At 69.1% G+C, this 26,742-nt stretch carries 17 protein-coding genes; 11 read left to right on the top strand and 6 right to left on the bottom strand.

All coding sequences use genetic code 11. The features are described 5' to 3' along the window. Window positions 1–94 precede the first annotated feature (94 nt). Window positions 95–6,091 (bottom strand): AAA family ATPase, encoded by a 5,997-nt coding sequence (locus WMF46_RS35550; RefSeq protein WP_437981266.1) that lies wholly within the window; start codon window positions 6,089–6,091, stop codon window positions 95–97. Between the two features lie 354 nt (window positions 6,092–6,445). On the opposite strand from WMF46_RS35550, the gene WMF46_RS35545 reads away from it, so the two are divergent. Continuing rightward, window positions 6,446–6,739 (top strand): hypothetical protein, encoded by a 294-nt coding sequence (locus WMF46_RS35545; protein ID WP_437981265.1) that lies wholly within the window; start codon window positions 6,446–6,448, stop codon window positions 6,737–6,739. A 40-nt stretch (window positions 6,740–6,779) separates the two neighbouring features. Here the strand turns inward: WMF46_RS35545 and WMF46_RS35540 are convergent, their stop codons facing one another. Further along, a complete protein-coding gene (locus tag WMF46_RS35540) occupies window positions 6,780–8,042 on the bottom strand; it encodes a glycosyl hydrolase 53 family protein (RefSeq protein WP_437981264.1) in 1,263 nt (420 codons plus the stop codon). Window positions 8,043–8,230: 188 nt separating this feature from the next. Further along, complete coding sequence (locus WMF46_RS35535; RefSeq protein WP_437981263.1) at window positions 8,231–11,515, bottom strand: glycosyl hydrolase 115 family protein; 3,285 nt, start codon at window positions 11,513–11,515, stop codon at window positions 8,231–8,233. Window positions 11,516–12,793: 1,278 nt separating this feature from the next. Between WMF46_RS35535 and WMF46_RS35530 the strand changes: the two genes are divergently transcribed. Next, complete coding sequence (locus WMF46_RS35530) at window positions 12,794–13,435, top strand: hypothetical protein (RefSeq protein ID WP_437981262.1); 642 nt, start codon at window positions 12,794–12,796, stop codon at window positions 13,433–13,435. Window positions 13,436–13,486: 51 nt separating this feature from the next. On the opposite strand, the gene WMF46_RS35525 is transcribed toward WMF46_RS35530, so the two are convergent. Next, window positions 13,487–14,470: a phosphotransferase family protein gene (locus tag WMF46_RS35525; RefSeq protein WP_437981261.1), complete on the bottom strand. Its 984-nt coding sequence runs from the start codon at window positions 14,468–14,470 to the stop codon at window positions 13,487–13,489. 393 nt (window positions 14,471–14,863) lie between these two features. Here WMF46_RS35525 and WMF46_RS35520 point away from each other — a divergent pair, with 393 nt between their 5' ends. The 6 genes from WMF46_RS35520 to WMF46_RS35495 all read left to right on the top strand — a co-directional run bounded on the left by WMF46_RS35520 (window position 14,864) and on the right by WMF46_RS35495 (window position 20,379). Continuing rightward, on the top strand, window positions 14,864–15,613 hold the full coding sequence (locus WMF46_RS35520; RefSeq protein WP_437981260.1) for a hypothetical protein: 750 nt from the start codon (window positions 14,864–14,866) through the stop codon (window positions 15,611–15,613). 150 nt (window positions 15,614–15,763) lie between these two features. Further along, window positions 15,764–16,762, top strand: coding sequence for an ABC transporter ATP-binding protein (locus WMF46_RS35515; RefSeq protein ID WP_437981259.1), 999 nt, complete (start codon window positions 15,764–15,766; stop codon window positions 16,760–16,762). Further along, on the top strand, window positions 16,759–17,595 hold the full coding sequence (locus tag WMF46_RS35510; RefSeq protein ID WP_437981258.1) for an ABC transporter permease: 837 nt from the start codon (window positions 16,759–16,761) through the stop codon (window positions 17,593–17,595). The genes WMF46_RS35515 and WMF46_RS35510 overlap by 4 nt, the downstream gene beginning before the upstream one ends. 31 nt (window positions 17,596–17,626) lie before the next feature. Continuing rightward, a complete protein-coding gene (locus WMF46_RS35505) occupies window positions 17,627–18,433 on the top strand; it encodes an ABC transporter permease (protein WP_437981257.1) in 807 nt (268 codons plus the stop codon). Between the two features lie 105 nt (window positions 18,434–18,538). Continuing rightward, a complete protein-coding gene (locus WMF46_RS35500) occupies window positions 18,539–19,492 on the top strand; it encodes a pseudouridine-5'-phosphate glycosidase (RefSeq protein WP_437987970.1) in 954 nt (317 codons plus the stop codon). Beyond that, the gene (locus WMF46_RS35495) at window positions 19,489–20,379 is read left to right on the top strand and encodes a carbohydrate kinase family protein (RefSeq protein WP_437981256.1); all 891 of its coding nucleotides are present in this window, start codon (window positions 19,489–19,491) and stop codon (window positions 20,377–20,379) included. The genes WMF46_RS35500 and WMF46_RS35495 overlap by 4 nt, the downstream gene beginning before the upstream one ends. Window positions 20,380–20,398: 19 nt before the next feature. Here WMF46_RS35495 and WMF46_RS35490 read toward each other — a convergent pair whose 3' ends face one another. Further along, window positions 20,399–21,073, bottom strand: a complete 675-nt coding sequence (locus tag WMF46_RS35490; protein WP_437852330.1) for a glutathione S-transferase family protein — start codon at window positions 21,071–21,073, stop codon at window positions 20,399–20,401. A gap of 71 nt (window positions 21,074–21,144) precedes the next feature. Between WMF46_RS35490 and WMF46_RS35485 the strand changes: the two genes are divergently transcribed. Further along, window positions 21,145–21,987: a DUF6597 domain-containing transcriptional factor gene (locus tag WMF46_RS35485; RefSeq protein ID WP_437981255.1), complete on the top strand. Its 843-nt coding sequence runs from the start codon at window positions 21,145–21,147 to the stop codon at window positions 21,985–21,987. Window positions 21,988–22,175: 188 nt separating this feature from the next. After that, window positions 22,176–23,537, top strand: a complete 1,362-nt coding sequence (locus tag WMF46_RS35480) for an extracellular catalytic domain type 1 short-chain-length polyhydroxyalkanoate depolymerase (RefSeq protein WP_437981254.1) — start codon at window positions 22,176–22,178, stop codon at window positions 23,535–23,537. Window positions 23,538–23,697: 160 nt separating this feature from the next. Here the strand turns inward: WMF46_RS35480 and WMF46_RS35475 are convergent, their stop codons facing one another. Next, on the bottom strand, window positions 23,698–25,170 hold the full coding sequence (locus WMF46_RS35475; RefSeq protein WP_437981253.1) for a protein kinase domain-containing protein: 1,473 nt from the start codon (window positions 25,168–25,170) through the stop codon (window positions 23,698–23,700). Between the two features lie 764 nt (window positions 25,171–25,934). Here WMF46_RS35475 and WMF46_RS35470 point away from each other — a divergent pair. Continuing rightward, window positions 25,935–26,729 carry a hypothetical protein gene (locus tag WMF46_RS35470; RefSeq protein ID WP_437981252.1) on the top strand — a complete coding sequence of 265 codons (795 nt, stop codon included), beginning with the start codon at window positions 25,935–25,937 and terminating at the stop codon, window positions 26,727–26,729. Window positions 26,730–26,742: the final 13 nt, after the last annotated feature.

The following is a 26,742-nucleotide window of genomic DNA, read 5'->3' as shown; positions in this document are numbered from 1 at the left end:
TCGCGGGCGCGCGCGACAGATGCAGATGCAGACACGAGCCGCCGTGACCGAGGGCGCCGGGCGCCGCGGGTCGACGTGACGGCCCAGGCGCGCGTCAGGAGGCCTGCGAGGGAGAGGGCCGAACGACCGGGGGCTCGAAGGAGCGGGAGGCGAGCGCGCTCTTCGGCATGAGGAGGACCAGCATGAACGGCCGGTGGCCATCGCGCTCCTCCCCGGTGAAGCGCACAAGGGCGTCACCGCCGCGAGCCCGGAGGCTCGCGCGCACGATGTCGAGCCCGACACCTCGACCGGCTACTTGACCGATCGTCTCCGCGGTCGAGACGCCGGACAGGAAGATCTGGTCGGCCAGGGCTTCATCGGGCAGCCCATGAACGCTCTCCCGCCGGCGCAGCTTCTCGAGTGAAAGTCCGCTGCCATCGTCGAAGATCTGCAGCTCGAGCGCGCGCGTTCCGCTCCGCACGCGAACATCGATGCGGCCCTGCGCCGGCTTGCCGGCGAGCTCTCGCACGTCAGGCATCTCGATGCCGTGATAGAGGGAGTTGCGAAAGCACTGAACCAGGATGTTTTTCACGAGTCCCGTCCAGTCGCTGGCCAGCTGCGCCTCGGCCTGCTCCGTGAGCACCGCGGGCGCGGGCTTCCCGAGCTCGGCGGCCAAGCCCGGCAGCATTTCGCGCGTCTCGTCGACCAAGCGCGCCACCGACGTAGGGTCGAGGCGCGCGAGGGCTCCACGCAGCTTGCGCACCAGCTCCTCGGCCGCGTCGGTGGGAGCGGCCGTCGCGACCAGGCCCCGGATGTCGTGAAGGACACCCTCGCTCCGTTCATCCAGCCTCTGGATCACGGCCGTCAGCCGTTGCTGGCAAACCGACTCGTACTCCGCGACCGCTCGCTCGACGGCATCCAGTTGCTGCAGCAGCTCGTGCCTGTCGATCGGCCGCTCTGGCTCCCGGCGCAACGCCTGGCAGGCGTGCTCCGCAGCGTGCAGGCAGTCCACGAGGTGCGTGAAGCCGTGCAGGCGGGCGTTGCCTTTCAGGGTGTGCAGGTCGCGCAAGGCGGCATCACAGAGCTGCTCGGAGCTCTCGACGTTCGGCCCGAGCGCCGCGCGATTTGCGGCGAGCAGCTCGCGACAGTCGACGCAGAACGCCCGTGTGGTCTCGACGCCGCAATCGAGCGCCTGCACGATGATGTCGACCTCGCGCTCCTTGTTGTGCGCCGCTTGCCTCAAGCTACGCAGCAAGGTCACGTCGCGAACCGTGACCAACATGCGCTCCACCTGGCCCGCTTCCGACTCGATGAAGTTCCAAGAGATCTCCAGGAACTGAGGTTTGCCGCCGGGACCCGTGCGCTCCACGTCACGGAGCAGGTGATGGGTGTTCAGCGCCGCCAGCCATTGCTCTTGACCGAAGGCGCAGGTGAGCGCTGCCTCTGCCGCGCTCCACGCGTCCGGTCGCACGTTGGAGCCACCGAACAGCAGCGCGAGGCAGTCGCGACCGGCCAGCTCGGCATCGCCGAGGATCTCCGCCAATCGTCGAGAGTATCCCGGTTCGACGCGCCGGTTCCGGTCGATGGTGAAGACGCCCTCGTCCAGATTGTCGAGCATCGAAGCGATCTGACCGTTCTTGAGCGCCAGCTCCTCGGTGCGCTGGGCCACGCGTCGCTCCAGGCTCTCGTAGAGCTGGGCGTTGTAGATCGAGATCGCCGCCTGGCTGGCGATCACCTGCAACGCAGCCAATCGATCGAGCGTGAAGGCATACGCGCTCAGGTTGTTCTCCACGTACAGCGCGCCCAGGACGTCGCCCTTGCGCATGATGGGAGCGCACAACACCGAACGCACGCCCCGCTTTCGAACTTGCGGGTCCGCCTGGAAGGCGCCGGCCTTCGATGCGTCGTCCAGCGTGACGGCCTCTCCCGTGCGCAGCACGTAGCTGACGACGGTGGGGCACAAGAAATCGGCCTCCGAGTACTCCACGCGCTGCGAGAGGTTCGTGATCGGGCGCTCCACGTGGGCGCGCGCCTCCACGTAGTACGCGCGATCGGCGTCGTCTCGCAAGACGAGGCAGCCGTGCTCTGCCCCGGCGTTCTCGATCAACGTGGCCATCAGCGCGGCGAACAGCCGCTCGGTCTCGACCTCGACGAAGATGCTCTGCGTCGCCTTGAGCAGGGACGCGCTGTCGAAACCCTGGCCGGCCACCATCGCGCCGCGTGGTGTCGCGATGTCTCCTCTGACGGCATCCGCGAGCAAAGCGGGGTGCTCACGCGCCAGCGATTCGAGCTTCGCCGTGGCGCCCCAGTCCGCGTAGAGCCGGTAAGCCGTCTCGAGGCATGCCCTGGCGTGAAGGGGCTCGTCCAGCGATAGCCACATCTGGGCCTGGTGCTCGTGGACGAGCGCCCGCAAGTGGATGAACCCGTCTCCGGCCGTTCTGATCGCGTCGCGGTAGCGGGCGAGCACGACTTCCAGCGGCTGCCCCGTCACGCGCGCGTGCTCGGCGGCCAGGAAGTGAGCCTTGTGAGCGAAGTTCTCCGAGCACAGACGGGACCAGGCCTCGAGCTGCTTCAGGTTCTCCTCGACGACAGCGAGCAGGGCCTCCCGCGCCTCCGGGCCTCCTTCGCGGCACGCCCTCGCCGCCAGCAGCCCTTCCAGGAGCTTGTAATCGGGGAGCGAGAACTGCCCCGACGCGATGATCAAGAACTCCCGGGTGAACTCCATCCACTGACGCGCCGAAGCGAAGTCGCCCAGGATGAAGCTCGTCATCATCTGGGCTTGCCCGTAGGCGTAGGAGTACTGGGTGCTCTTCTCGGCAACCACCACGGCGGTCGCTTCGCCGTCGGCCGCGGCGACGGCCTGCTTCTCCGATTCGCGCGCCGTCAATCGAGCGACGGCTCGCTCGACGACCAGCGCATCGACCAGCTGACCTGCCGCCGAAATGTGCGTCAGGTACCGCCGCAGCTCCGCCACCTGCTCGCGGCAGGCCCGCAGCCGCGCGCCAACCAGGAACGAGCGCTGGGCGCGATCGTTCTTGGCGTAGGCGACGTGCTGCAGGTCGCCGAGCATGAGCCCGCTCTTCTCGCCTCGGTCGTAGACCGCGAACAGATCCCGGTAAGGCGCCTTCCAGTGCGCGAGGAAGCCCGCGAACACGAAGCACACGCCCGACTCGACCGGGGTCGGCGAGAAGCGCTTCAAGAGCTCGAAGGCAGCCAGGCCGATGCGATAGGCGGCATCGTAGTCGCCCAGCATCGCGAGGAGGATGATGCCGCAGTCAGCGAAGTTCTTGCACGAGACCGCGTTGACGCCGCGGCATAGCGCCAGGTCGAACATGATGAGCTCCGCCAGGAAGAACAAGGGCGGATAGGTCTGAAACGCCGGAGGGATCACCTGGGCCAGCAGCTCGAGGACCAGGCGCGACTCTGCGTCCTCTGCCGTCGGAAGAGCCGGCAGGCCCTCGATCGTCACGCGTGCCAAGTGCGCTTGCAGCTTGCCGATACCCTCACCGATGCCCTGGTTGATCTCGTCGGGCGCCTCCGGCAAGCGCACGCCGAACTCGGCCAGCGCTGCGCGCACCTGGGCCACGGCGTCCAGCATTCGCCCGCCGTGCTCGAGGATCCGGGTCTTCAAGACATGAACTCGGCCGCGGGCCAGGCGGTCGGGGGCGAGCCTGAACGCTTCCTCGCAGAGCGCTTCGACCTGCGGATCCGCCAGCACGAACGCCGTCTCGGCGCGCGCGAAGATCGCTCGAAAGGCCAGATCCGGCGAACATTCGCTCTCCCAGCTGGCCAGCAGCTCGACGGCGATCTCGGCGTGGGTCCCCGCGATGCTCCACGCGCCGCTCTGGAGCGCCTGGTGACTCGCGGTCAGGTTGAGCTCCGCGAGGTCGAGGTGCTCTTCCCGGTCATGGATCACGCGGCGAGCGGCGTTTAAATGATGAAGGACCTCGAAGATTCGACTCGGCGCGCGATCGCCCCGCAGGCGCTCGCGCAGGATCCGTCCGATGCGACCATGAGCTGCCACGCGCTCCGCGTCGCTGGCGCGTGAGAGCGCCGCCTGCTGCACGCGCGAGTGTTCGAAGGCGTACGATGCAGGCTCGTGGCTCCGGCCAGGCGCAGACGGCTCCTCTCGAGCCTCGACGGAGACCTCGGACAGGAGATGATGGGCCAGCCCCTCCCGAACGAGCTCGAGACAGGCCGCGAGCGGTCTGTCCACGGCCTCCGACAGGGTCTGCAGATCGAAGCGCATGCCGAAGCACGCTGCGGTAGACAGCAGCCTCGCCGCCTCGGGACCGAGGTTCTCGAGGCGATCCGCCATCAACGCGCCGACATTGTCGCAAGCGGGGTGCGCCTCCGCGCGCTGCACGTCAGCGGACCATCGGCCGCGCTCGACCTCCAGGCGCAGGATGCCCTGTCGATGCAAGGAGACGAGCAGCTGACCGATGAAGAACGGGTTACCGTCGGTCTTGCGCCTGACGATCTCCGCGAGCCCACGGGCTTCGGCGACAGGCGCGCGCAGCGAGCGAGCCACGATCTCCGCGACCGCCTCGGAGGACAGCGGCCCGAGCGGCAACGTCAGCACGACCTTGTTCGCCCGGTGCAACGCTCTCTGCAGGTTCAGGAGCGTCGGTACGTCACTGACGTCACCGCCGCGGAACGCGGCCAGCGCCATCACGTGACTCGAGTCGGGATTCGTCAGAATGGCAGCCAGCACCTCGGCGGAGGCGGCGTCGAGCCACTGAGCGTCGTCGAGCACGAAGGCGAGCGGACGCTCCGGCGTGGCGAAGATACGGATGAAGGAGAGGAAGACATGCTGCAACCGGCGCTGCGCCTCGATGGGGTTCAACGCGACGATGGCCGTGGAGGGACCGGTGACGCAGGAGAGCGCCGGCACCAGCTCGGTCATCATGCTTGCGTTGTGCCCCAGCGCCGCGGTCACGCGCTGCCGCAGCTCCGTCAGCTCGGCTTCGGAGAGCGACAGCAGGTCCCCTGCCAGGTTTCGTAGCACCTGCGCCAATCCAGACAGCGGCACTGCCTGAGATCGCTCTTCGAACGCCGTCGACAGCAGGCGCGCCGGCGCCCCGCCGTGCTGTTGCAGGAACTCCGCGACGACGGCTGACTTGCCGATGCCCGCGGCTCCTGGCATGAGCACGAGCAGCCTCTTGCCGGAGCACACGTCGTGGAGGGCGCCTCCCAGCGCCGACAGCTCGGCGTCGCGTCCCTGGACGTCTCGACTGACCATGAATTGACTGGAAACGTCGTTCACCCCCAGGACCACGGCAGGGAGGGTCTGCGTTCGCCGGAAGCTCTCACAGAGCGTGGTCAGGTCGCTCAGCAGCCCGTGATCGCTCTGGTAGCGCTCGTCAGGGTTCTTCGCGAGCAGCTTGGACACGAGCTGTGCGAGGACTGGCGGCATGTCGGGCGACAGCTCCGTGACGAGCGGAGCGCGCTTGGACACGTGCGCATGAGCCCAGCCGATGGCGTCGCTCGCCGCGAACGGCAGCTGGCCCGTCAGCATCTGGAAGAGCGTGACGCCAAGAGAATAGTAGTCTGCTCGATGATCAGGGCGACGGTTGAGGCGGCCCGTCCGCTCCGGCGCGACGTGGGCGAGCGAGGGCGAGGATTCGAAAGCGGCGCCGCTCGCCGCGTCTCCGGAGACTGCCAGGAGATCAGCAAACTCGACACGTCGAGTCTCGAGATTGACCAGGAAGCTGCCATGGCTCACGTCGTCATGAAGCAGCCCCTGCTCGTGCAAGCGATGCAGCAAGCGAGACATGCCGAGCGCGAGCTCCAGGCACGTTCCGACCTCCAGACCCTTCGCGGGAATCTCGAGCGGCGCGCCTCCGAAGTCCTCCATGATGAGCGAGAGCTCGCCGTCCACCTCGCGCACGCCGCCGTCGATCGCGAGCGTGCCGATTCGACGCCACATCTGCAGCTCGAGCTCCAGGGCCCGGCGCGGCTGAGCGACTTCGTCCCGGAGCGAGTGCAAAAGGACGCTCGCGCCGGACGTCGCGCGGCGCGCGCGCCGCCAGATGCTGCGCGGCAGTACGGCCACGGTTTCCGTGATCTGATAGGCGTCCTCACCGAGGTGCGCTTGACTGTTTCGGTTCATTGATCTGCGTCTCGCTCGCTTTCGTCGGCCGACGCTGGTTCTGCCGTGTGCTCGAGAGTTGCGTTCCCCCTGATGGCTGAAGGACACACAGCGCTTCGCGACCCCCCTGCCGGGAGCCGCTCCCCCGCTGCGCCCCCGTCGCCTCCGCTCTCCTCCTGGCGCCTCCCGAGGGAGAAGGGTCGGCGGCGTGCTCTGCATGACGACGAGAACTCGACGAACCAACGCAGGGAGAAGGAAATCCAAAGCCTTCCGAAACGTCAAGCGCCAACTGCGGAACCTCGCCCCGGTCGGCGGCCCATCCGTCGCTGCGATCTGGCGCACCATCATGAGAAAAAGCAACGCTATATCAACGACTTGCCCCATGCGTCGAAGGACGCCGCCGTCACGCCGCAGCCTGCGGGAGCTCGTGCCTGCCGTGCGCTCGGGCGCGGCGCACCCTGCGCGCTGCTCGCCGCCCGCCGCGCCCTCTACCCCGCGGCGATCATCGGCAGGCCCGAACTCGGCAGCCTCGGCGAGGGTGCGGCGGCCGACATCGGCTCGCTCTGGAGCACCGACGATGAGGCAGCCGGGAGATCAACGCAAAGGCGCAAAGGCGCAAAAAAAGAGATCTTCTCGTTGCGCCTTTGCGCCTTTGCGCCTTTGCGTTGAATTCTCGCGCCTTCTTCGCCTTTTCAATCCGTTTGTCGCTCTAGAAGTTCCGGTAGTCGACCTTCATCTGATCGTAGGGAGCGATCATGCTCTCGATGACATCACCGTTAGGCGCGAAGATGCGCTCGTGCCACTCGGTCGGCTCCCAGATGAAGGTGCCGAGCCCGCGCTTGTCCGGGAGGTTGAACATCAGGTCGTTGGCCGCGCGCTTCTCCCACGAGTACTCCGCCACCACGAACTTCAGGTCGGGATAGCGCTTCACGAGATCATCGAAGTTCGCCTTCCACCCCGAGGGCGGCCCCTGGTACTCGGTGTAACAGGACTGGCCGAGCACATCGAACTTGACGCCCTGCCCGAGCACCCCGTCGACCCACCAGCGCGTCGCCGCGTTGTCGTCGCAGCGGTCGAGGTGCAGCATGACGGTGATCGTGTCGTCGGCGTCCTTGACGCCCTGGATCCCGGCCTTCAGGAGCGAGCCCAGCCCCTGGAACGCCTGCCCGGTGACGAAGCCGTCAGGCCACAGCAGCCCCTGCGGGGTCTCGTTGCCGATCTGCACCATGTCCGGGCGCGCGCCGGCGGCGCTCAGCTGCTCGATCGCGTCCCGCGTGAACTCGCGCATGGCGCTCGCCAGCGCGTCGCCCTCGAGATCGGTCCAGGCGACGGGCTTGTGTTGATCGTCGGGGTCGGCCCATACGTCGCTGTAGTGAAAGTCGAGCAGGAACCCCATGTTCGCTCGCTTCACGCGCCGCGCCATCTCGATCGTGTGCTCGAGATCGCAGAAGCCCTCGCGCGAGTAGGGGTCGTCGTCGACGGCCGCGTCGGCGTACACCGCGGTCGGGTCGTTGAACAGGCGCAAGCGGATCCAGTTGAACCCGTGCGCCTTCAAGATCTCGAGGATGTCCTTCTCGACGAGCTCACCCGTCCGCGGATCGATGTCGCGGAACACCTTGCCTCCGGCCTCGCGCTCCTGCACCCAGGAGATGTCCGCGCCGAGGATGAAGCCCTGGGGCGCGCCCGGCGTCCCGTCGCCTCCGCTCCCGCCCGTGCCCGCGCCGCCGGCGCTCGCGGAGGTTCCACCCGCGCCGCCGGTGCTCGCGGACGTCCCGCCCGCGCCGGCTCCGCTGCCGCTCGTGCTGGCGCTCGCGCCGCCCGCTCCGCTCCCCGTGGACGCCTCGGCGCCCGTCGATGCGGCCTGACCGGCGCCGCCCCCGCCGGCCGCCCCGGCCCCCGAGCTCTCACCGCACGCGGCGAGCGCCGGAAGCAGCGTCACCACACCCATCCATCCCAGCTTCTGTCGCAGCATCCCTGATCCCGGCGAGGATCCTACCATCGGCCATTCGCGCGATCACCGCGCACGAAGAGGGCGCGTCCACGATCGCGGCGCCGCCGGTAGAAAGATCCGCTGTCGATAGGTGGCAGGGCGCAGAAATGACGAGAGCCCGCCGCACAGCGTGTGCGCGGCGGGCCCTCGGACTGCTCACAGACGATGGTTTACTGCTGCTCCGGCCCCTTGCCCATCCAGTAGCTCTCGGGCGGGCCCAGGAGGCTCTCCTTCACGCCCCCGGCGTCCACCACGATCTTCTGGACGATCACGCCCGGATGGACCATCCACACCTTCAGCGTGTGGTCACCCGCCGCGGCGATCGTGTGCTTGGTGCGCATGATGTTGGCGTTGTCCGAGGTGTGCCGCTCCCAGATCTTGTTGCCGTTGCCGTTGAGCTCGACGGCGTGGCTCGTGTTGACCTTCTGGACCGGGCCGTCGTCGAACGACACGGCGTACTGCAGGCCTTCTTTCCAGTTCTGGAAGTTGTTCCTGGGCGACACGTAGACATAGACATTCACCGGGCCGCTGCTCGTCAGGTGCATGTCGTACTCGAGGCGAGGCGACGCGCCGCCGGGCTCCTGGGTCTCGGCCGTCACAGGGAACGGCGTCACGCCCGACCCGGTGCGCCCGATGTCCGGGAGCAGCTTCCACTCGACGTCCTCCGTGCTGATCGCGCGGCTGAAGTGGTCCGCTTCCATCGAGACATAGCCGTTCGCCTCGATGAAGCGGTTCGGCTTCCACGCGACCTGCCGCGGGTCCTCGACGCGGGCCGTGACCAGCACCGAGCTCCCGTCCGAGCCCGTGACCGTGATCGGGACATCGACCGGGAAGGTCTGGTTCGTGGGGATCATGACCCAGTCCACCCTCACCGTCGCGCGCACCTCCTTGTCGACGACACCGTGGCTCGGATAGACGTTCAGCCACGGCGGGCACGGCGTGTTCGCGGCCCAACCGGTGGGGCACTCGACCGGGAGAGCGACGTCGATCGCGTACTCGAGCGGCCCGCTGCCGCGGTTGAACACCTCGATGTACTGCTCGGGCTGCGTCTGATACCGGCTGAACGCGGGCAGCTCGGGGGTCACCGTGGTCCCGTCGCCCGCGCCTTCGCCCGTCCAGAAGTTGCTCGATCCGTCGATCGCCACGCCGAGCTCCGCCCCCGCGGGGACATCGATCGAGACGAGCTCAGGCCAGATGAACTCCTGGATGTTGTTGTACTGGTGCTCGGGCTGCTGCCAGGACGGGTTCCCCGGCGCGCCGTAGCCGATGTGCGGCTGCGTCTGGAAACCTTCCCACTTCCCGTTGGCGAGATCGTGATTGTAGTACGAGGCGAGCGCCAGATCGTCCTGGAGCCGCGCCTCCGCGACGGCCGCCATGTCGTTCGTGGCCGCGCGCCCCTGCGCCGCGTAGAGCTTGTTCTTGAACCCTGCCAGGCGCAGCGCATACAGGTTGGCGGTCGCCTTCACCTGGTAGAGCACGAGCTGGAAGTAGGCGTCGTGCGCCTCCTCCGGCAGGAGCCTCTCCACGAACTCCGCCTGCGACGCCAGCGCCTCCCACTCCTCCGTGACGCTCTCGAGCTCACGGTAGTTCGTGAGGCTGAACGGGCTCGCGCCGTCGTCGTACGTGATCGCGGCCGTGTCGGGATCCGGGACGTCGGTCGTGGGCGCGCTGACCATGAGATCGTAATCGACGGTGATCTTCCGGTTGGTGAGCTCCGGCTTCCGATCCGACTGCAGCAGCGCGTAGCTGTGCAGGATGTCGGCGATGATGTCCGCGTGCTCGGAGCCGAACTGCAGCTCGGTCCACCGCCGCTCCCATTCGCCGATGCGCTCGACCGGCCAGCGGTCCGGGTTCCACGCGTAATCGAGGAAGAACTGGAGCGGGAGCTCCTCGTTCTTGAAGTCTCCGACGTTGACGACCCAGAGCCGATCCACGCCGTAGTTGTAGGCGAGGTGGAGCTGCTCCCAGACGTTGGGCAGGAGGATCGTGTCGACCCACTTGTAGTTACGGCCGCCGCCGACGTAATCGAAGTGGTAGTAGAGGCCGAAGCCGCCGGCCCGCTCCTTGCCGAGCTCCGGCAGGCGCTTCATGTTGGACCAGTTGTCGTCGCAATAGACCACCGTGACGTCGTCCGGCACGGTGATGCCGGCGTCCCAGTAACCCTGGATCTCCTTGTACAGCGTCCAGACCTGGGGGATGGTCGTCACGTCCCGCCCCGTCACGTCGGCGAGGATCTTCCGCTGGGAGTCGACGATGTTTTTCATCAGCGGGATGCCGTCCGCCGGGGGCAGGCTGACGTCGCCGGGGCCGCGCATGCCGAGCGTGACGACGCCCTCGATGTTCTCGTCGACCATCCGCTGGATGCCCTTGGTCCAGTGCTTCTTCAGCGCCTCGGCGTTCACCGAGAAGCGCCAGTCGCCCGTGCCGCCGTACGGATCGGTCTTCGGCTTGGTGACGGTGCCGGCCGCGTCCTTCACCTCGGGGACCACGTGGCGATTCCACTCCTCGATACCCATCATCATGGGGGCCTCGTGCGAGGTCCCCATCACGACGCCGTACCGCGTGGCCGTCGCGTGGTTCTCCGGGTCGTCCTCGGCGAACGCGCGGCCCCAGACGGCCGGCCAGATGTAGTTCGCCTTCATGCGGAGCGCGACCTCGAAGATCTTCTCCCAGTAAAGGTGGTTGAGGCCTCCGGGGAAGCCCTCCGCCTTGCCCGGCCCGAACATCTTGGCCGCCCAGTTGCCCGTCGCGGGGTTCTCGTCGTTGATGAAGAACCCGCGGTACTTCACCTTCGGCTCGCCCTGGGTGTGCTGCCCGGGGAGCACGAAGAGCGCCTGCTTCTTCTGGGCCGGGACGTCATCCCACCAGTACAGGGGCGACACGCCGATCTGCGAGGAGAGGTCGTACGCGCCGAAGATGGTGCCGCGCTGGTCGCTGCCCGCGATGACGAGCGCTCGGTCCACGCCCTCCACCGGCTGCTCGACGATCTGCGTGACGAACGTCTCCCACTTGCCCGTCAAGCCGGAGACGTCGAGCCGCTCGTCCGCCACCAGCTGATCGATGATCGGGCTCTTGCCCACCGTCCCGACCAGGACCACTTCCTTCGCCGACGCCGGGATCTCTTTGTTGACGGCCGCGGCAGTGCCGGTCACCCGCTGGATGTCCGTCGCGAGGTCGCCCACGACGCGGTTCACGCCCGCATAATCGCTCTCGCTGACGACCAGCGGAGCGACCTTGCCGCTCACGGCGAGGGGGAAGCGATCCGCTCCGCCTTCGGTTGAAACGTACTTCTCCAGGGAGCCCGTCACCGGGTCGACCGGCGACACAGGCGTCTCGCCGGGCGGACCCTCGGGCCCCGGCTCGCCGGGCGCGCCGGGCGTGCCGGGCGCGCCCGGCTCTCCCGGATCGCCCTTCGCTCCATCCGACCCGCAGGCGGTCAACGAAGCGAGCGACATGGGGAGCAGCAAGCAGAGTAGCGAGGATCCGATTCGACCCTTCCTGATGACCATGCGTGCGTAACTCATAACGGTGTTTCCCTCGTTGATGCGGCTGACCGGCGTCGTCGACGCGCCCGCGCTGGACACGGGCCGTGACCTCCGGCGCTGAGGCCGGGCGCTCCTATGCAATCGTCCAAATCCCTGCGGCGATCCGCGCGATCGTGATCGCGATCCCGGTGATCACGAGGCGCTGTTCCGAGCGATCACGCCGTGGCGATCCCGGTGATCACCACGGCGCGACATGCACACCGACGGTCCCGAGGCCCCCGCAGGCTCGGCCTGCACCGGCAGCGCCGGTCAGGACGCGCCCGCTCCGGGCCGCCGGAGGCGCGTGGGAGCGAGGCGCCCCTGACGCGCGGACACGGTCCGGCGCGGAAGGCCCCTCGCTGCACGCCGCGTCGCCTGCGGTCGGGCTGGGTTCCGTGGTCGATAGTTGTTGACAGATGAAGCTCGGAGGCAGAGTTCGCCTACTCTGCACGAGTTGGCTGGGTGTCACCCAGGTTGCACCTCGCTGGTGTGGCCCGGGGGAATTCCCGCAGCACGCCGATCTGATCACGCAATCGCCTCGATTTTTCGGGTTGGCATCCGTTTTCGTGATCGTGGCGCACGGGGGGACGCCGCCATGCGTCGAGGTGGCTGTGGCCTGGTGCGCGCGTTTCCTGACTCACGGCAGCGGTGATGAGTGACGGTGTTTATGAAGCTCCGCTCGTCGACGGGGAAGAAGGCGTTGTTCTGGTAAACGATGTTTCCCTGGGCATCTGCAACCGTCGAGAGCGACGCCGTAACGACATTCAAAACGCCAAGATGCTGCGTCCGTCACGCTGCCTCGAAGTGGACAAGGATAAGTAAGACTCATTACAAATAAAACCAAGGGAGGGGCACAGGCAGGCTGGCCCGTTCCGCCGCGATACTGCTTCGAGAACAGCGCCATTGCAAGAGGAGGCTTTGGGGCGCTCCAACAGGGCTTCGAGGCGCGGGGCTGCGCCATTATGTGCCGGGTGGTGGGTCTGATGGCCCGTTTGTGCCATCGTGGGTCAGCGGCAAGCCCTGTGGGCGGCGCGTCATTTTCGTGGCGCTTCGGGGGTCGACGTCGCCCCGCCGCTGTCCGCCTGCGGGTGAGAGCTGGAGCCGCGGAGCGCAACGGCGCCGCCGCGATGCGAGGACGGTGTGGCGCGCCGCTTGCGTTGCGCCATGCCTGGCACAACCTCCACAGGCTCGTTGGGAAAGGGCAATACCATGAGAGCACATCGCGTCATTCAAGGAGCGCTCCTGCTGGCAGCGGCGCAGCTTCCATTCGTCATCGCTTGCGCTCGCGTCGTCGAGGGCTCGGACGGCGCCGAGGCCGAGGCGGAGCCGGACAGGGGCGACGACGCGGATCCCGGGCCGGAGTCGTCCGACACCACGTCGGGCGGCGGCGCGGACGCGCCCGATCCGGCTCTCGATCTGTTCGCTTGCAGCTTCGAGCCGAGCTGTCAGCCGGTCACGATGCACGCCTATCCGAGCCCGCCAGAGGCGCTCTCGTGCGCGGCCAAGCTGGTGACTGGAGGCGGCACGGGCGTCCTCAGCTCGATGCTCGCGCCTGGCCCGTACGTCGACGAGACCGAATCGCTGATCTTCGTGCTGGGCGACGGCACCGCGCTGGTGCAGACGCGCGAGAGGCACTGCGGGCGCGAAGGGATGGAGTGCGGGCCGACGCTGGTGTGGGAGGGGCCGTCGCCGCATCAGATCTGCGACCTCGTCGTCTCTCCGGACCTCGAAGCGGCGTGCGAGGAGGACGCCGAGGGGTGCGGCTGGTGGCCGTGGGCTGACGTGGCGAACTGCCGGGCCGTCGAGGAGCACTCCTGCGAGGACGTCGCCGCCCTGCTCGCGGCCGGGTGAGCGCGGCGGGGCGCGCCGGCCGCGAGCCACTGAGCTCGGCCAGATCTCCCGTCAGAACGGCCAGATCGTCTGTTCCAGCTCGGGCAGCGAGGAGACCTGGGACTCCCAGCCTTCGAGCCTGAGCTGGAACCTGAGATTGCTGTACCGGTGCAGCAGCGCCAGGGCCATCAGCCTGCGGCTCAGCGCTGGGCCCAGGTCGGCAGGCGTGTAGCCGTAGGCGCCCAGAAATGCGCGCTGGAGGCCTGCGTTGCCGGCCGACAGGAAGAGGCACGGGCCCAGGAGATCGTACTCGGGTGCTCCGAGGCACGCGTCCGCGAAGTCGATCATGCCGGTGACGCTCCACCTCCCGCCCGCTCGGGTCACGAGGAGGTTCTCCGGCGTGTATTCACCGGTCAGCAGGACCGGGACCACCGACGTCGGCAGCAGAGCGCGGGCAGACTCGAGGTAAGCCGGGATCTGCGAGACAAGGCGCTCGGGCAAGCCCATCCGCCGGTGCCGGCCCTCGCATCCGGCGATCTGGCGCTCCAGGAACGCATCCCAGCCGAGATCGATGCTCTCCAGTCCAGAGGTGGGCAGCGCGTGGGCGGCCCTCATGATCTCGCCGACGCGGGCGAGCGCCTCGGCGCGCTCCGCGCCGCTCATCGCGGACCAGGCCTCTTCGAGCGTGCGCCCCGGGAGGCGCGAGATCACGAGATAGGGCCAGCCTTCGAGCTCCGCTTGCCAGAGGAGCTCAGGCGTGGCCACGGGGACGTTCCCGTGGAAGCGCCCCAGCGAGAGGCGCTCGGCCTCGAACTGGTGCCGGAGGAAGGGCGGGAACAGCTTGATGATCTGGCCTGCGTCGTTCGAGACGACCACGTTGGTCCCGTGCGCGAAGGCGGAGAGCCCGCCCGACGAGAGCCCGTGGCGCTCGCACACCGCGCGGATCGCCGGGAGAAAGGCCGGGAGGTCGGCGCGGATCCGGTCGAAGCCGCCGGGGCCGTCGAACGATGGGAACAGGGATCGATCGCCGGGGGGCGCGCTGGGGTCGGGCGGCATCGAGGCGGAGGGTACCGTACCCCGCGCGCGCCCGCGCGGCCATCGCGGAATCGAGCCGCGTGTCGCGTTCTCCTGCCTCCGAACGTTTACGTTGACGTTTACGTGGTCGTGGTCGTGGTCGTGGTCGTCGACGATAGGCCGTGAACGACCACGACCACGACCACGACCACGTAAACGTTCACGACCACGTAAACGTAAACGTAAACGTTGGTGACCGATGGTGGGTGGCGGAGGGCGGGAGGCCCGCTGACCAAGGCCACCCGAAAACGGAACCGGCGCCGGACTTCGCGCGTAACCCACGCGGAGGCGCGCTGCGCCGCCAATCCGTGCGCGCCACAGGCGCGGCGCGTTGCATTTCACCGCGAGAAAGGCGTTCTTATGAATCGTCATGCGATGGTTTTCGCTGCGGGTTTCGTCGCGTCAGTGAGCCTGCTCGGCGCCCTGAGCGGGTGCTCGAGCGCGAGCGGCGATCTCGACGACCTCGACCTGGAGCCTGCGGCCTACGCCATGACCAGCGACGTGGCGCTGTGTGATGACAGCTCGGGATCCGCGTGCGTTCCGCGCGACGAGGCCCCAGATCCCACCGACCTCGGTGGGGTCGTGGCGGAGCCGACCGGGATTGTGCCCGACGAGACCGCGCCGTCGGCCGTTCCGCCCGGCACCGCGTGCCCACCGGCACCCAACCTCGGTACGTGGGGCGGCACTCCGCTGGCGACGGCGATGGGCAACATCACGGTGCAGCAATGCACGTATACCCCTGGCTCGTACGTGTGCTCGAACTTCGCGAACGGCTTCTGGTGGCAAGCGCAGCAAAACGGGCTCAATGCAGCGATCTTCAGCTTCGGCTGCACGAACGTCGGACACGCGATCAACGCGATCCAGACCGACTGCACGGGCTGCGCCTCCGACATGCAGCGCTATTGCCTCGTCGAGCCGCAGACCGGCGCGGCCGTCGCGTGCTGGGTGCAACGGGGCGGCGCGCCGGCCGTGCCGTCGTTCGTCTACGACACGCTCCAGGCTTGCTACCCCTGGTACCGGACCTGCATCGCCGCGGGGAACTCGCGCAATCCCCCGGGCGTGCTCTACGCGACCTCGAACGACTACCGCTACAGCCGCTATTCGCCGCTCGCGAAGCCGGAGTGAGGGCGCGGCAGGGATCGTAAGCGGGCAGGCTCAGCACGTAGGCCGCGTTCGCGGCGCTGGCGGCTCGATCGAGATCGGGGCCCGCGGCGCTGGCCGCCCGGCCGAGGTCAAGTATGCTCCCGGGCCGCCCGTGAGACCCTTGCCGCCGTCATGCCGCTGATCGTCGTCGAGGACCTGCGCAAGGCGTACCGGGTGGCCGAGCGCCGGCCGGGCGCCCTGGGCGCGCTCGCCGGGCTCGTGCGCCCGCGCTACCGCGCCGTCGAAGCGCTCGCGGGCGTCTCGTTCTCGCTCGAGCGGGGCGAGCTCGTCGGGTACATCGGGCCGAACGGCGCCGGCAAGTCGACGACGGTCAAGATCCTGGCGGGCATCCTCGTGCCGGACTCGGGGCGATGCGAGGTGGCCGGCCGCGTCCCGTGGCGCGAGCGCATCGCGCACGTGGGGCGCCTCGGCGTCGTGTTCGGCCAGCGCACCCAGCTCCTGTGGGATCTGCCGGTGATCGACTCGTTCGAGCTCCTCCGGGACATCTACCGCGTCGGCGCGGCCGATCACGCCCGCGCGCGCGACGAGCTCGTCGCGATGCTCGATCTCGGGCCGCTGCTCGACACGCCGGTGCGGCAGCTCAGCCTCGGCCAGCGCATGCGGTGCGATCTCGCGGCCGCGCTGCTCCACGCGCCCGACCTGCTCTTCCTCGACGAGCCCACGATTGGCCTCGACGCCGTCTCGAAGCTCGCGGTGCGGCGCTTCGTGCAGCGGCTCAACCGCGAGCGCGGCGTCACGGTGATCCTGACGACGCACGACATGGATGACATCGAGGCCCTCTGCTCGCGGGTCATCCTCATCGCCGGGGGGCGGGTGCTCTCGGACGGCTCGCTCGAGGCGCTGCGCGCGCAGGTCACCGCCGAGCGCTGGCTCATCGTGGACCTGGCGGACCCCGCCGCGGAGATCGCCGAGCCGGGCGCCGAGGTGATCCGCCGGGAGGGCGCCCGCGTGACGCTGCGCTTCGACCCCGCCGCGATCTCGACGGCGGAGCTGGTCGGGCGCGTCACGGCCCGCACTCCGGTGCGCGACCTCCTGGTGCAGAACCCGCCCATCGACGAGATCGTGGCGCGGCTCTACGGCGAGGGCGGCGAGGCGGGGGCGCCGCCGTGAGCGCGCCGTTCGAGCGCTTTGCGGCCAATTTCGCCGCCTGTGCCGCCGTGTTCCGGGCGCGCTGCCGCGCGCTCCTGCAGTACCGCGCCGCCGCCGCGGCCGGGTTCGGCACGCAGCTGTTCTGGGGGTTCATCAAGGTCATGGTGCTCGAGGCGTTCTACGGGAACGCCGTCTCGGGCGCGCCGCCGCCGATGGAGCTCGGACAGGCGATCACGTACACGTGGCTCGGACAGGCGTTCTTCCAGCTGCTGCCGTTCTCGACGAACCCCGACCCCGAGGTGCGCGAGCTGATCCGCACCGGCGCGGTGGGCTACGAGCTGGCGCGCCCGCTCGATCTTCACGCGCTCTGGCTCGCCCGCGCGCTCGCCGCGCGCGTCGCGCCGACGCTGCTGCGCGCGGTCCCCATGTTCGCGGTCGCGGTGCCGCTCCTCGGGATGGGGCTGCCGCCGTCGCTGGCCGCCGCGGGCGCGTGGGCGGCGGCGATGGTCGGCGCGGCGGCGCTCGTGGGCGCGTTCGCGACGGCGGTGACGTCGACGATGCTGTGGACGACGTCCGGTGACGGCATCGCGCGGATCGTGCCGTCGCTCGTCCTCGTCGCCTCCGGCATGATCGTGCCGCTGCCGCTGTTTCCGGCGTGGATGCTGCCGTGGTTCGACGCGCTGCCGTTCCGGGGCATGGTCGACGCGCCGTTCCGGCTCTACCTCGGGCACCTGCCCGCGGGGGCGCTCCCCGGCGTGCTGCTGCACCAGGCGCTGTGGACCGCCGCGTTCGTGGCGCTCGGCAGGGCGATGGTCGCGCGCGGCCTGCGCCGGCTCGTGGTGCAGGGCGGTTGAGGGGCGAGGGCGAGGGCGAGGAACAGACGAGATGTCGCTCGATGCAACGAGGCTTTACCTCCGGCTCGCCGCCGCGTCGCTGCGGGCGCAGATGCAGTATCGCGCGTCGTTCGTGATGTGGTCTGTCGGGCAGTTCATCACGGTGGGCATCGAGCTGCTCGGGGCGTGGGCGCTGTTCGACCGGTTCGGCGCGGTCCGAGGGTGGCGCTTCGCGGAGGTGGCGCTGCTGTTCGGCCTCGTCAACGTCTCGTTCGCGCTCGCCGAGTCGTTCGGCCGCGGGTTCGACACCTTCTCCGCGATGGTGAAATCGGGCGATTTCGACCGGCTCCTCCTGCGCCCGCGCTCCACGGCGTTCCAGGTCGCCACCGGGGAGTTCCAGTTCCTGCGCGCAGGGCGGCTCGCGGTCGGCCTCGTGATGCTCGTGTGGGCCGGCAGCGCGCTGAGCGTGGGGTGGACAGCGGCCAGGCTGGCGCTGCTCGCCGGCGCGATCGTCGGCGGGGCCTGCGTGTTTTACGGGCTCCTCGTGCTCCAGGCCACGCTGTGCTTCTGGACGGTCGAGTCGCTGGAGATCATGAACGCGTTGACCTATGGCGGCACGGAGGCGGCGCAGTACCCGCTGACCCTGTACCGCGACTGGTTCCGGCGCTTCTTCACGTTCGTCGTGCCACTCGCGTTCGTGAGCTACATCCCCGCGGGCGCGCTGCTCGATCGCCCCACGGTCCCCGCGCTGCCCGAGGCGGCGCGCTGGGCGTCGCCGCTCGTGGGGGTGGCGTTCCTGCTCGTGTCGCTGCGCATCTGGCGGTTCGGGGAGCGGCGGTACCAGTCCACCGGGTCCTAGAGCGATAAACGGACTGAAACCTCCTGAACACGGCAGAATTTGACGCTCGTGCCCGGTGCCTCTATAGCCGCCAAACCCTCGCCGCCCAAGGATCTCCGCGTGTCGATCAAGGACTATCTCTCCATCTCACCCGAGATCAGGAAAGCGCTCGCTGACGGCCGGCCGGTGGTCGCGCTGGAGTCGACCATCATCACGCACGGCATGCCGTATCCGCAGAACCTCGAGATGGTGCAGCGCGTGGAGGCGGTAGTCCGCCGGAACGGCGCCGTGCCGGCGACGATCGCCATCATGGACGGCAAGCTCAGGGTGGGGGTGAAGGGAGAAGATCTCGAGCGGCTGGCCAGGGGGGGCGGCAAGGCGGCCAAGGCCTCACGGCGCGACGTGGCGGCGCTCCTCGTCCTTGGCGGGCTGGCCGGAACGACCGTGGCGACCACGATGATGGCGGCGGCCTGGGCCGGTATCCAGGTGTTCGCCACCGGGGGCATCGGCGGCGTGCATCGCGGGGCGGAGACGACCTTCGACATCTCCGCCGACCTCGAGGAGCTGAGTCAGACGCAGGTGGCGGTGGTCTGCGCGGGGGCCAAGTCGATCCTCGATATCCCCAAGACGCTGGAGACACTGGAGACCCATGGCGTGCCGGTCCTGGGCTACAGGACGGAGGATTTCCCGGCCTTCTGGGCGCGGCAGAGCGGGCAGAAGGTGGACCACAGGATCGAGAGCGCCGAGCAGGCGGCCAGGGTCATCGCGCTGCAGTTCGAGCTCGGCATGGGCGGCGTCCTGGTGGCCAACCCGATCCCCGAGAGCCATGCGATGGACGCCAGGGCGATCGAGGCGCGGATCGAGGAGGCGATCCGGTGCGCCGAGGCAGAGGGGGTGAGCCGCAAGGACCTGACGCCGTTCCTCTTGAAGCGCATCTTCGAGCTCACCGAGGGCAAGAGCCTCATCGCGAACATCGCGCTGGTCGAGAACAACGCGGCGGTGGCGGCGGAGATCGCGGTGGCGATGAGCGAGCTCGGGGCCAGGCCCAAGTCGAAGTCGAAGTCGAAGTCGAAGGCATGAGCGAGGCCGGCCGCGTGCTCGTGGTGGGCGACGTGATGACGGACGTGATCGTCCGCCCCGAGGGGCCGCTGGTGCGCGGCTCGGACCGGCGCGCCAAGATCGAGAGCCGCCCCGGAGGCTCGGGGGCCAACCAGGCGGTGTGGCTCGGCTCGATGGGAGCGAAGGTGTCGTTCGTCGCCCGGGTCGGAGCCAGGGACAAGCCGCATCTCGAAGCCTATTTCAAGGGCTTTCATGTCGATCCGATCCTCGCGGCCGACCCGCAGAGTCCGTCGGGCGTGCTGGTCATCCTCGTCGACGCCGACGGGGAGCGGAGCTTCCTTACCGACCGTGGGGCGAACCTCGCGCTCGAGCCTTCGGACATGCCGGTGGGGCTCCTGGACGAGACGCGGCTGGTGCTCCTCTCGGGGTACTCGCTCTTTGCCGAAGGGCCTCGGCAGGCCGTGCTGCGGCTCGCCGAAGAGGCGCGGCGCCGCGGCGTCCCGATCGCCCTCGACGCCGCGTCCGTGGGCTTTCTGCGGGAGGTGGGGGTCGGGAGCTTCCTTGAGTGGACACGAGGGATGTCGACGCTGCTCGCCAACGCCGACGAGGCAGAGGCGCTCTCGGGCACGGGGGACCTCACAGCGCAGATGATCGCGCTGGGCGCCTATTTCGAGCGGGTGATCATCAAGCGTGGCGCGCGGGGCGCGGCGGTGGGCGGACGGCAGGGCGTGCGCCTCGACGAGCCGGCGCCTCGGGTCGAGGTGGTGGACTCGACCGGGGCCGGCGACGCGTTCGCGGCCGGGTTCATCACCGCGGAGCTCCAGGGCGCGCGCGAGGCGGAGTGCCTGCGGCGCGGGATCGAGGCGGGATCGAGGGCGGTGAAGCAGCTGGGGGGGCAGCCGGAGTAGACGGCAGCCAGGGCGGCGATCAGCTCGCCCGCGCCTCCGCTGCGGCCGCGGCCTCGTGCGCCGCGGCGAGCTCTGCGTCCTTCGCCGCGATCCGCGCGAACGCCGGCCGGCTGCACACCCGCGCGACGTAGTCCGTCACCTCCGGCAGCTCGGGCACGAGCTTGAACTTCACCATCCACTCCAGCGCCTTGCCCCAGAGGACGTCGGCCGCCGAGAATCGATCGCCGAGCAGGTACGGCCCCTTCCGGAGCGCCTCCGCCACCACGCCGAACATCGTATCGAAATCTCCGTACGGAGACGTCGCGGCCGGGGCCGGATCGCGCTTCATCGCCCGATCGACGACGGCCGGCTCGAAGCACGACCCGTAGTACGCGATCCACCGGAGGTACGGCCCGCGCAGCGGATCCCCGATGGCCGGGGTCAGGCCGGCCTCCGGGAACAGATCGGCGAGGTAAATGACGATCGCGACCTGCTCGGTGACGAGCGCGCCGTCGTGCAGGATCGCGGGCACCTTGCCGAGCGGGTTCACGGCGAGGTAAGGGGCCTTGCGCTGCTCCCCGGCCTTCATGTTCAGCACGCGGAGCTCGTGGGGCGCGCCCAGCTCCTCGAGCAGGATGCGCGTGCCCACCGAGCGCGAGTTCGGTGAATGGAACAAGACGAGGTTGCCCCTCGGGGTCGTGGTCGAATCAGCCATGTTGTTGCCTCCGGGGCGGACGCTACTGCCCGGGCCAGGCGCGGTATTGTAAAACAGCGCCACGCGCGATCATGAGCCCGAGCATCACCCCCGAGGACCCCACCCGCGGCATCCTGAACCCGGCCGCAGGTCTCCAGCGCTTCGAGCTGCACCGCCACGCGCCCGCGCCGGACCTGGCCAGGCTCGTCGACTGGCACTGGGTCGTCCGCTGGTCGCTCACCGGGCCGTTCGAGCAGGAGCTCTTGCCGCACCCCTGCGTCAACCTGGCCATCGAGGCGCCGGGCTCGGCGGTGCACGGCATCGGAACCCGCCGCGAGGTCGTCCGGCTCGAGGGCACGGGGCGCGTCGTCGCGACGAAGTTCAAGCCAGGCGGTTTCTTCCCGTTCGCGCCCCTCCCCATGCGCCGCCTGGTCGACAGCGTCGTCCCCCTCGCCGAGATCTTCGGCGGCGCAGCCGGGCCGCTCGAGCGCGCCGCGCTCGACCAGCCGGACGACGCCGTCGCGATCCGCGCGGTGGAGGAGCTCCTGCGCGCGCGCAAGGGCCCGGAGGACGCCGGGCTCGACGAGGCGATGGCGCTCGCCGTCCGCGCGCAGGAAGACCGCGACATCCACCGCGCCGAGGATCTCGCCCGGATCGCGGGCGTCTCCGTGCGCACGCTGCACCGCGCGTTCGAGCGGTACATCGGCGTCGGGCCCAAGTGGATCATCCGGCGGTCACGCGTGCAGGAGGCCGCGGAGCGCGTGGCCACGGGCGCGTCCGTCGCGTGGGCGGCGCTCGCGCAAGAGCTCGGGTATCATGATCAAGCGCACCTGATCCGGGAATTCAAGGCCCAGGTCGGCTTCACACCGGCCGTCTATGCAGAGCGGTGCGCGGCAGCGAGGTCGAAAGGCGGCCCGCCCGGCGTGAAGGGGTGAGCTGCGGGCTTACGGCCATTCACAGCGCGAGAAGGCGCCATGATGCGCAAGGTCTTGGTTCAATTTTCGCGGACTGGAAGAACCCAAAGCGGCTTGCGCCCAAGTTCCTGTGTCGATAGCATCCGCGCGCCGATCGCGCACCGATCGCGCGCCATCGTCGGTGACGTCAGCTTTAGAGGTAATCGAACATGCGTCGATTTCAGAATCGCGTTTTCGTGGTCGCGTCGTTCTCTCTGGGACTGTTCGCGGCCATGCCGGTGTACGCGGCGTCAGTGCAGGCGGTGAGCCGGGCGACGTGGGGAGCGAACGGCGTCCCGAGCTACGTCAACATGAACATCTACGTGCCCGACAAGCTGGCCGAGAATCCGCCCATCGTGGTGGGCTGCCACTCGTGCAGCACGCCGGTGAGCTCGTTCTTCAACAGCATCTCGGGTGTCAAAGCGGGCGCCGACAAGAACGGCTTCATCATCATCCTTCCGGAGGCCACCGGCCGGAACTGCTGGGACGTGGGCACGACGAAATCGCTGACCCACGACGGCGGCGGCGACACGCAGGCCGTCGCTCAGATGGTGAAGTACACGCTCGAGAAGTACAAAGGCGACCCGAAGCGCGTCTACGTGATGGGCGGCTCGTCCGGAGCGATGATGACGCAAGCCATGCTGGCGGTGTACCCGGACATCTTCCGGGCCGGCGCGGCGAGGGCGGGGGTGGCGGCCGGGTGCTGGGCGGACGGCTTCGACGGGGGCCAGCAATGGAGCAACAACTGCGCGGGGGGCAGGACGAGCAAGTCGGCGCAGCAATGGGGAGACCAGGTCCGCGGGATGTTTCCTGGGTACACGGGGCATCGCCCGCGCCTCCAGATCTTCCACGGCACGGCGGACGCGACGATCAACTACAAGAACCAGGCCGAGGCGATCAAGGAATGGACGAACGTCCTCGAGCTGAGCGAGACCCCGTCCTCGACCGACATGATCACCGCGAGCGGGACCACCTACGATCGCCAGTTCTGGAAGAACGAGTGTGGCCAGACGGTGTTCGAGGCCTGGTCAGGAAGAAACGGCGCGCACTCCATGCCGTACGAGGCCGATGCCATCCTCGCCTTCTTCGGGCTCGACAAGGCCGGTGGCGCCGATCCGGAGACCGACTGTTCCGAGGCTGCCGGCAGCGGCGGCACGGGTGGCTCGGGCGACGGCTCCGGGGGTGATCAGAACGTCGGCGGCGCCGGGCCTGCTGCGGGGAGCGGCGGCGCATCGGGGGACGGCGGAAGCACCGGTGAGGGCGTGACCGTCGGCTCTGGCGGGCAGCCCGCTGGCGGCGGCGAGGTCACCACGACGGGCGGCAGCGATCCGAGCAGCACGAGCGGCACGAGCGGCGCTGCGGACAGCGCCACCACCGGCGCGGGCTCGGAGTCTGCAGGTGAATCGGGTGAAACGGGCGGGTGCGCCGTCACCGCCGGCGATGCCAAGCCGAAGAGCTCGTACGCAGCGGTCGTCGCCATGGGCCTTGCGCTGTTGACGCTCCGTCGCCGGCAGCGAAACGCCCGGAGCTGACACGTGTCTTGCCGGTGAGCTGACGCGACCCCTCGGTTTTTTCGAGAGGATTCACAGGGAGTCGGGGAGACGGGGAGCGAAATCCCATCACTCTCCCCGTCTCCTCGCCTCCCTGTTCAATTTCTTCTTCTCCTAAAAATGCCAACAAGGGGTCTCCGCGCTAGAAGGGCACCTCCGGAATGGGCGCGCGGTCATGCCCCGGCGCGGTCGTCGGCGGGTTCGGCGGCCTCCTGGAAGGAGCGGGGACACCCGTGTGCGGTGTCCTGGGCGTGGGGCTCGACGGTGGCCGAGCTGCCGTGGCGGACGTCGAGGGCGCCGGTGGCGCCGCGGTCTCGCCGGCGGCGTCCGCTGCAGAGCCCGTCGCCTCTGCAAGGGGCGCCGCGGGCGTCACGCTCTCCAGCGGCTCCGAGGAGCGCTCGACCTCTGCCGACGCGCTGGCGGCGACCTCCTCCGACGCCGTCGCGCCGGCCGAGGCGACCTTCGCGCCCGCCTCGCCCCCGGCGCTCGATCCGCCCCGACGCAGCACGATGGTGACGCTTGCGCCGACGAGCATCGCCATCGCGATGCCGATCGCCAGCCTCGCGCGCTGAGGCCCCTGAAGTCGGGCCTCCTGCGCCGTCGATCCGGCGCCGGTCAGGGTGCCAGGCCTCGCCGAGCGGGGCGCGGCCGCCGGCTCGTCGAGCTTGGCGACGTCGAGCGCTATCGTCCCGCTGAGCCTCGGCCGAGCCGTGCTCGGCACGCCGGAGCACGGGGATTGTAGATCCGGAATCGATGGAGACGCCATGCCCGCGACACGGCGGAGCTCGCCCATCATCTCTCCGACCGACTGGAAGCGCTCCGCCCGCTCGCGGGCCAGCGCCCGCGCGAAGAAGGCATCGATCTCCGGCGGCAGGTCGGGCGCGATCAGGGACGCGCTGGGCACCTGACCGACCAGGATGTTGGCGATCACCGCGCCGAGCTGGGCCCCCTGAAAGGGCAGCTCGCCGGTGACGCCATAGAAGAGGATGACCCCGAGCGACCAGAGATCGCTGCGCTGATCGATGTCCTTTTCGCCCCGGACCTGCTCCGGGCTCATGTAATGGGGCGAGCCGAGCAGCTCCCCGGTGCGGGTCACCTCTTCCGTCAGCGCTGCGCCGGTGTCCTTGACGATGCCGAAGTCGAGGATCTTGACGACCTCGTCCTGCTCTCCCTCCACGCGCACGAGGAACAGGTTGGCAGGCTTGAGATCGCGATGGACGAGGCCGGCGTCGTGCGCGCGACGGATGGCCTTGCCGGCCTGCACAAGGATCAGGGTGGCGTCCACGAGAGAGAGCCGGCCGACGCGCAAGAGGCGCGTGCCCAGGTCCTCGCCCTGAAGCAGCTCCATCACGAGGTACGGAGTGTCGTCGTCGACGCCAAAGTCCTGGACGTAGACGACGTGTGGGCTCTGGAGGCTCGCCGCTATCCTGGCTTCACGCTCGAAGCGAGCGAGGAACGTCGACGACGCAGCATAGGTCGGGTCCATGAACTTGACCGCGACGAGAGAGCCCAAGTTGACGTGTCGCGCCACCCACACCGAGCCCATCCCGCCGTGCGAGAGAGGTCGTTCGAGACGATACTTCCCACCTACGACGGAATCCGGAGCGAACTGCATGGTGATGGCTTCCTCCTGATAGCCGAGGGAGGCGAGGGGAGCGTACAGGATAGGAAAGGCGCCGGCCACGACGAGGCGGGAGATGTCAGATGGATTATCCTTCTGTGCGCCACGTTCCGGGCGCCTCGGGCTCGACACGGCCGCGAGATGGCTCCCCGGATCGTCGTGGCAGGTCCGGGTCCGACGCGGGCGTCGAGAGCGCCGCCGGTGCGTGACGTTCCTGACAGCGGCGGTGTTCGGCGAGGGGGATGTGCTCGGGATGACGGCGAGCGCGGACGCTGCGCGCGCAACGTCGGCGCGCGTTCGTGAGCGGAGCACCGGGGGCCATGCTTGCGCAGCGCAGCACGCCGGGCCTCCGCGGCGGTCCGCCGGAGCCCGCGCCGGCGCCGGCGTCGGCGTCGGCGTCGGCGTCGCCAAAAAGCCACGACACCCCGACCTCCGAACCCCCGCGCGGCAGCACGAGACCGCCCGCGAGAGCTATTGCGATCCCCTTGCCTCCGTCTAGAATCCACACTGCAATGAACAAATTATTTCGCAATTCAACTATCATCGCAGCTGGTCTCTCCCTCGCTCTCGGCGCGCTGGCCTGTGGAGAAGACGACAGCCCGGCAGACCCGACTGGAACGGGCGGCGGGGCGACGAGCGGGTCGGGCGGCGGGGCGACCACGGCGGGGTCGGGCGGCGGGGCGACCAGCGGGTCGGGCGGCGGGGCGACCAGCGGGTCGGGCGGCGCGTCGACGTCGGCGTCGGCTTCGAGCGGCGGGGTGACGACGGCGTCCGGCGGCGATCCCAATCCCGATCCCGCGAACGCGCGGACCTTCGACCACCGGCACGCGAGCCTGGACGGTATCCCGGCGAGCTGCGCCGAGGCGCTCAAGTCGGGGGACTTCGTCTTCCACTACGCCCACCGCTCGCACGGCTTCCAGATCATCGTCGGCGCCGAGAGCATCGAGGCGAAGACCCCTACCTACGCCTTCGAGACGGAGTATTGCGACGTCCCGCAGCAGGAAGGCGCCTTCCTGATGTGGGACGGGATGATCGACACCGACCTCATCCCGGGCGAGCAGTACTGGGCGACCGAGGCCGGGATCGACGACGTGCGCACCATCCTCGGAGGGCACCCGGAGATCCGGTACTCGATGTGGGCGTGGTCCTCGGAGATCTCCGAGCAGACCGAGGAGGACGTGCAGCGGTACCTCGACGTGCTCGACGCGCTCGGGCAGGAGTTCCCGGAGGTGACCTTCATCTACATGACGGGGCCCGGTGACGAGGAGTACAACGGCGTGAACCGCACGGAGCGCAACCAGCAGATCCGCGATTTCTGCCGGGAGCATGGGAAGATCCTCTATGACTTCGAGGACCTCGACGTCCACGCGGACGGCGAGCGGCACACCATCACGGTGGACGGCGTCGAGATCCCGATGCAGCACCCGCGTTACGACGTGGAGACTTCCGGCAACGCGGAATACGAGCACACCCACACGACCCAGGGCGCCTGCGAGAACAAGGCCATGGCGTTCTGGCGCATGATGGCCGAGCTCGAGGGGTGCGCGCAGTAGCCCCCGAGGTCGG

The organism is Sorangium sp. So ce117 (assembly GCF_051524395.1).
In the GTDB taxonomy this organism is placed as follows: Bacteria; Myxococcota_A; Polyangia; order Polyangiales; family Polyangiaceae; genus Sorangium; species Sorangium cellulosum_B.
This window is presented reverse-complemented; position numbering and strand designations above follow the sequence as displayed.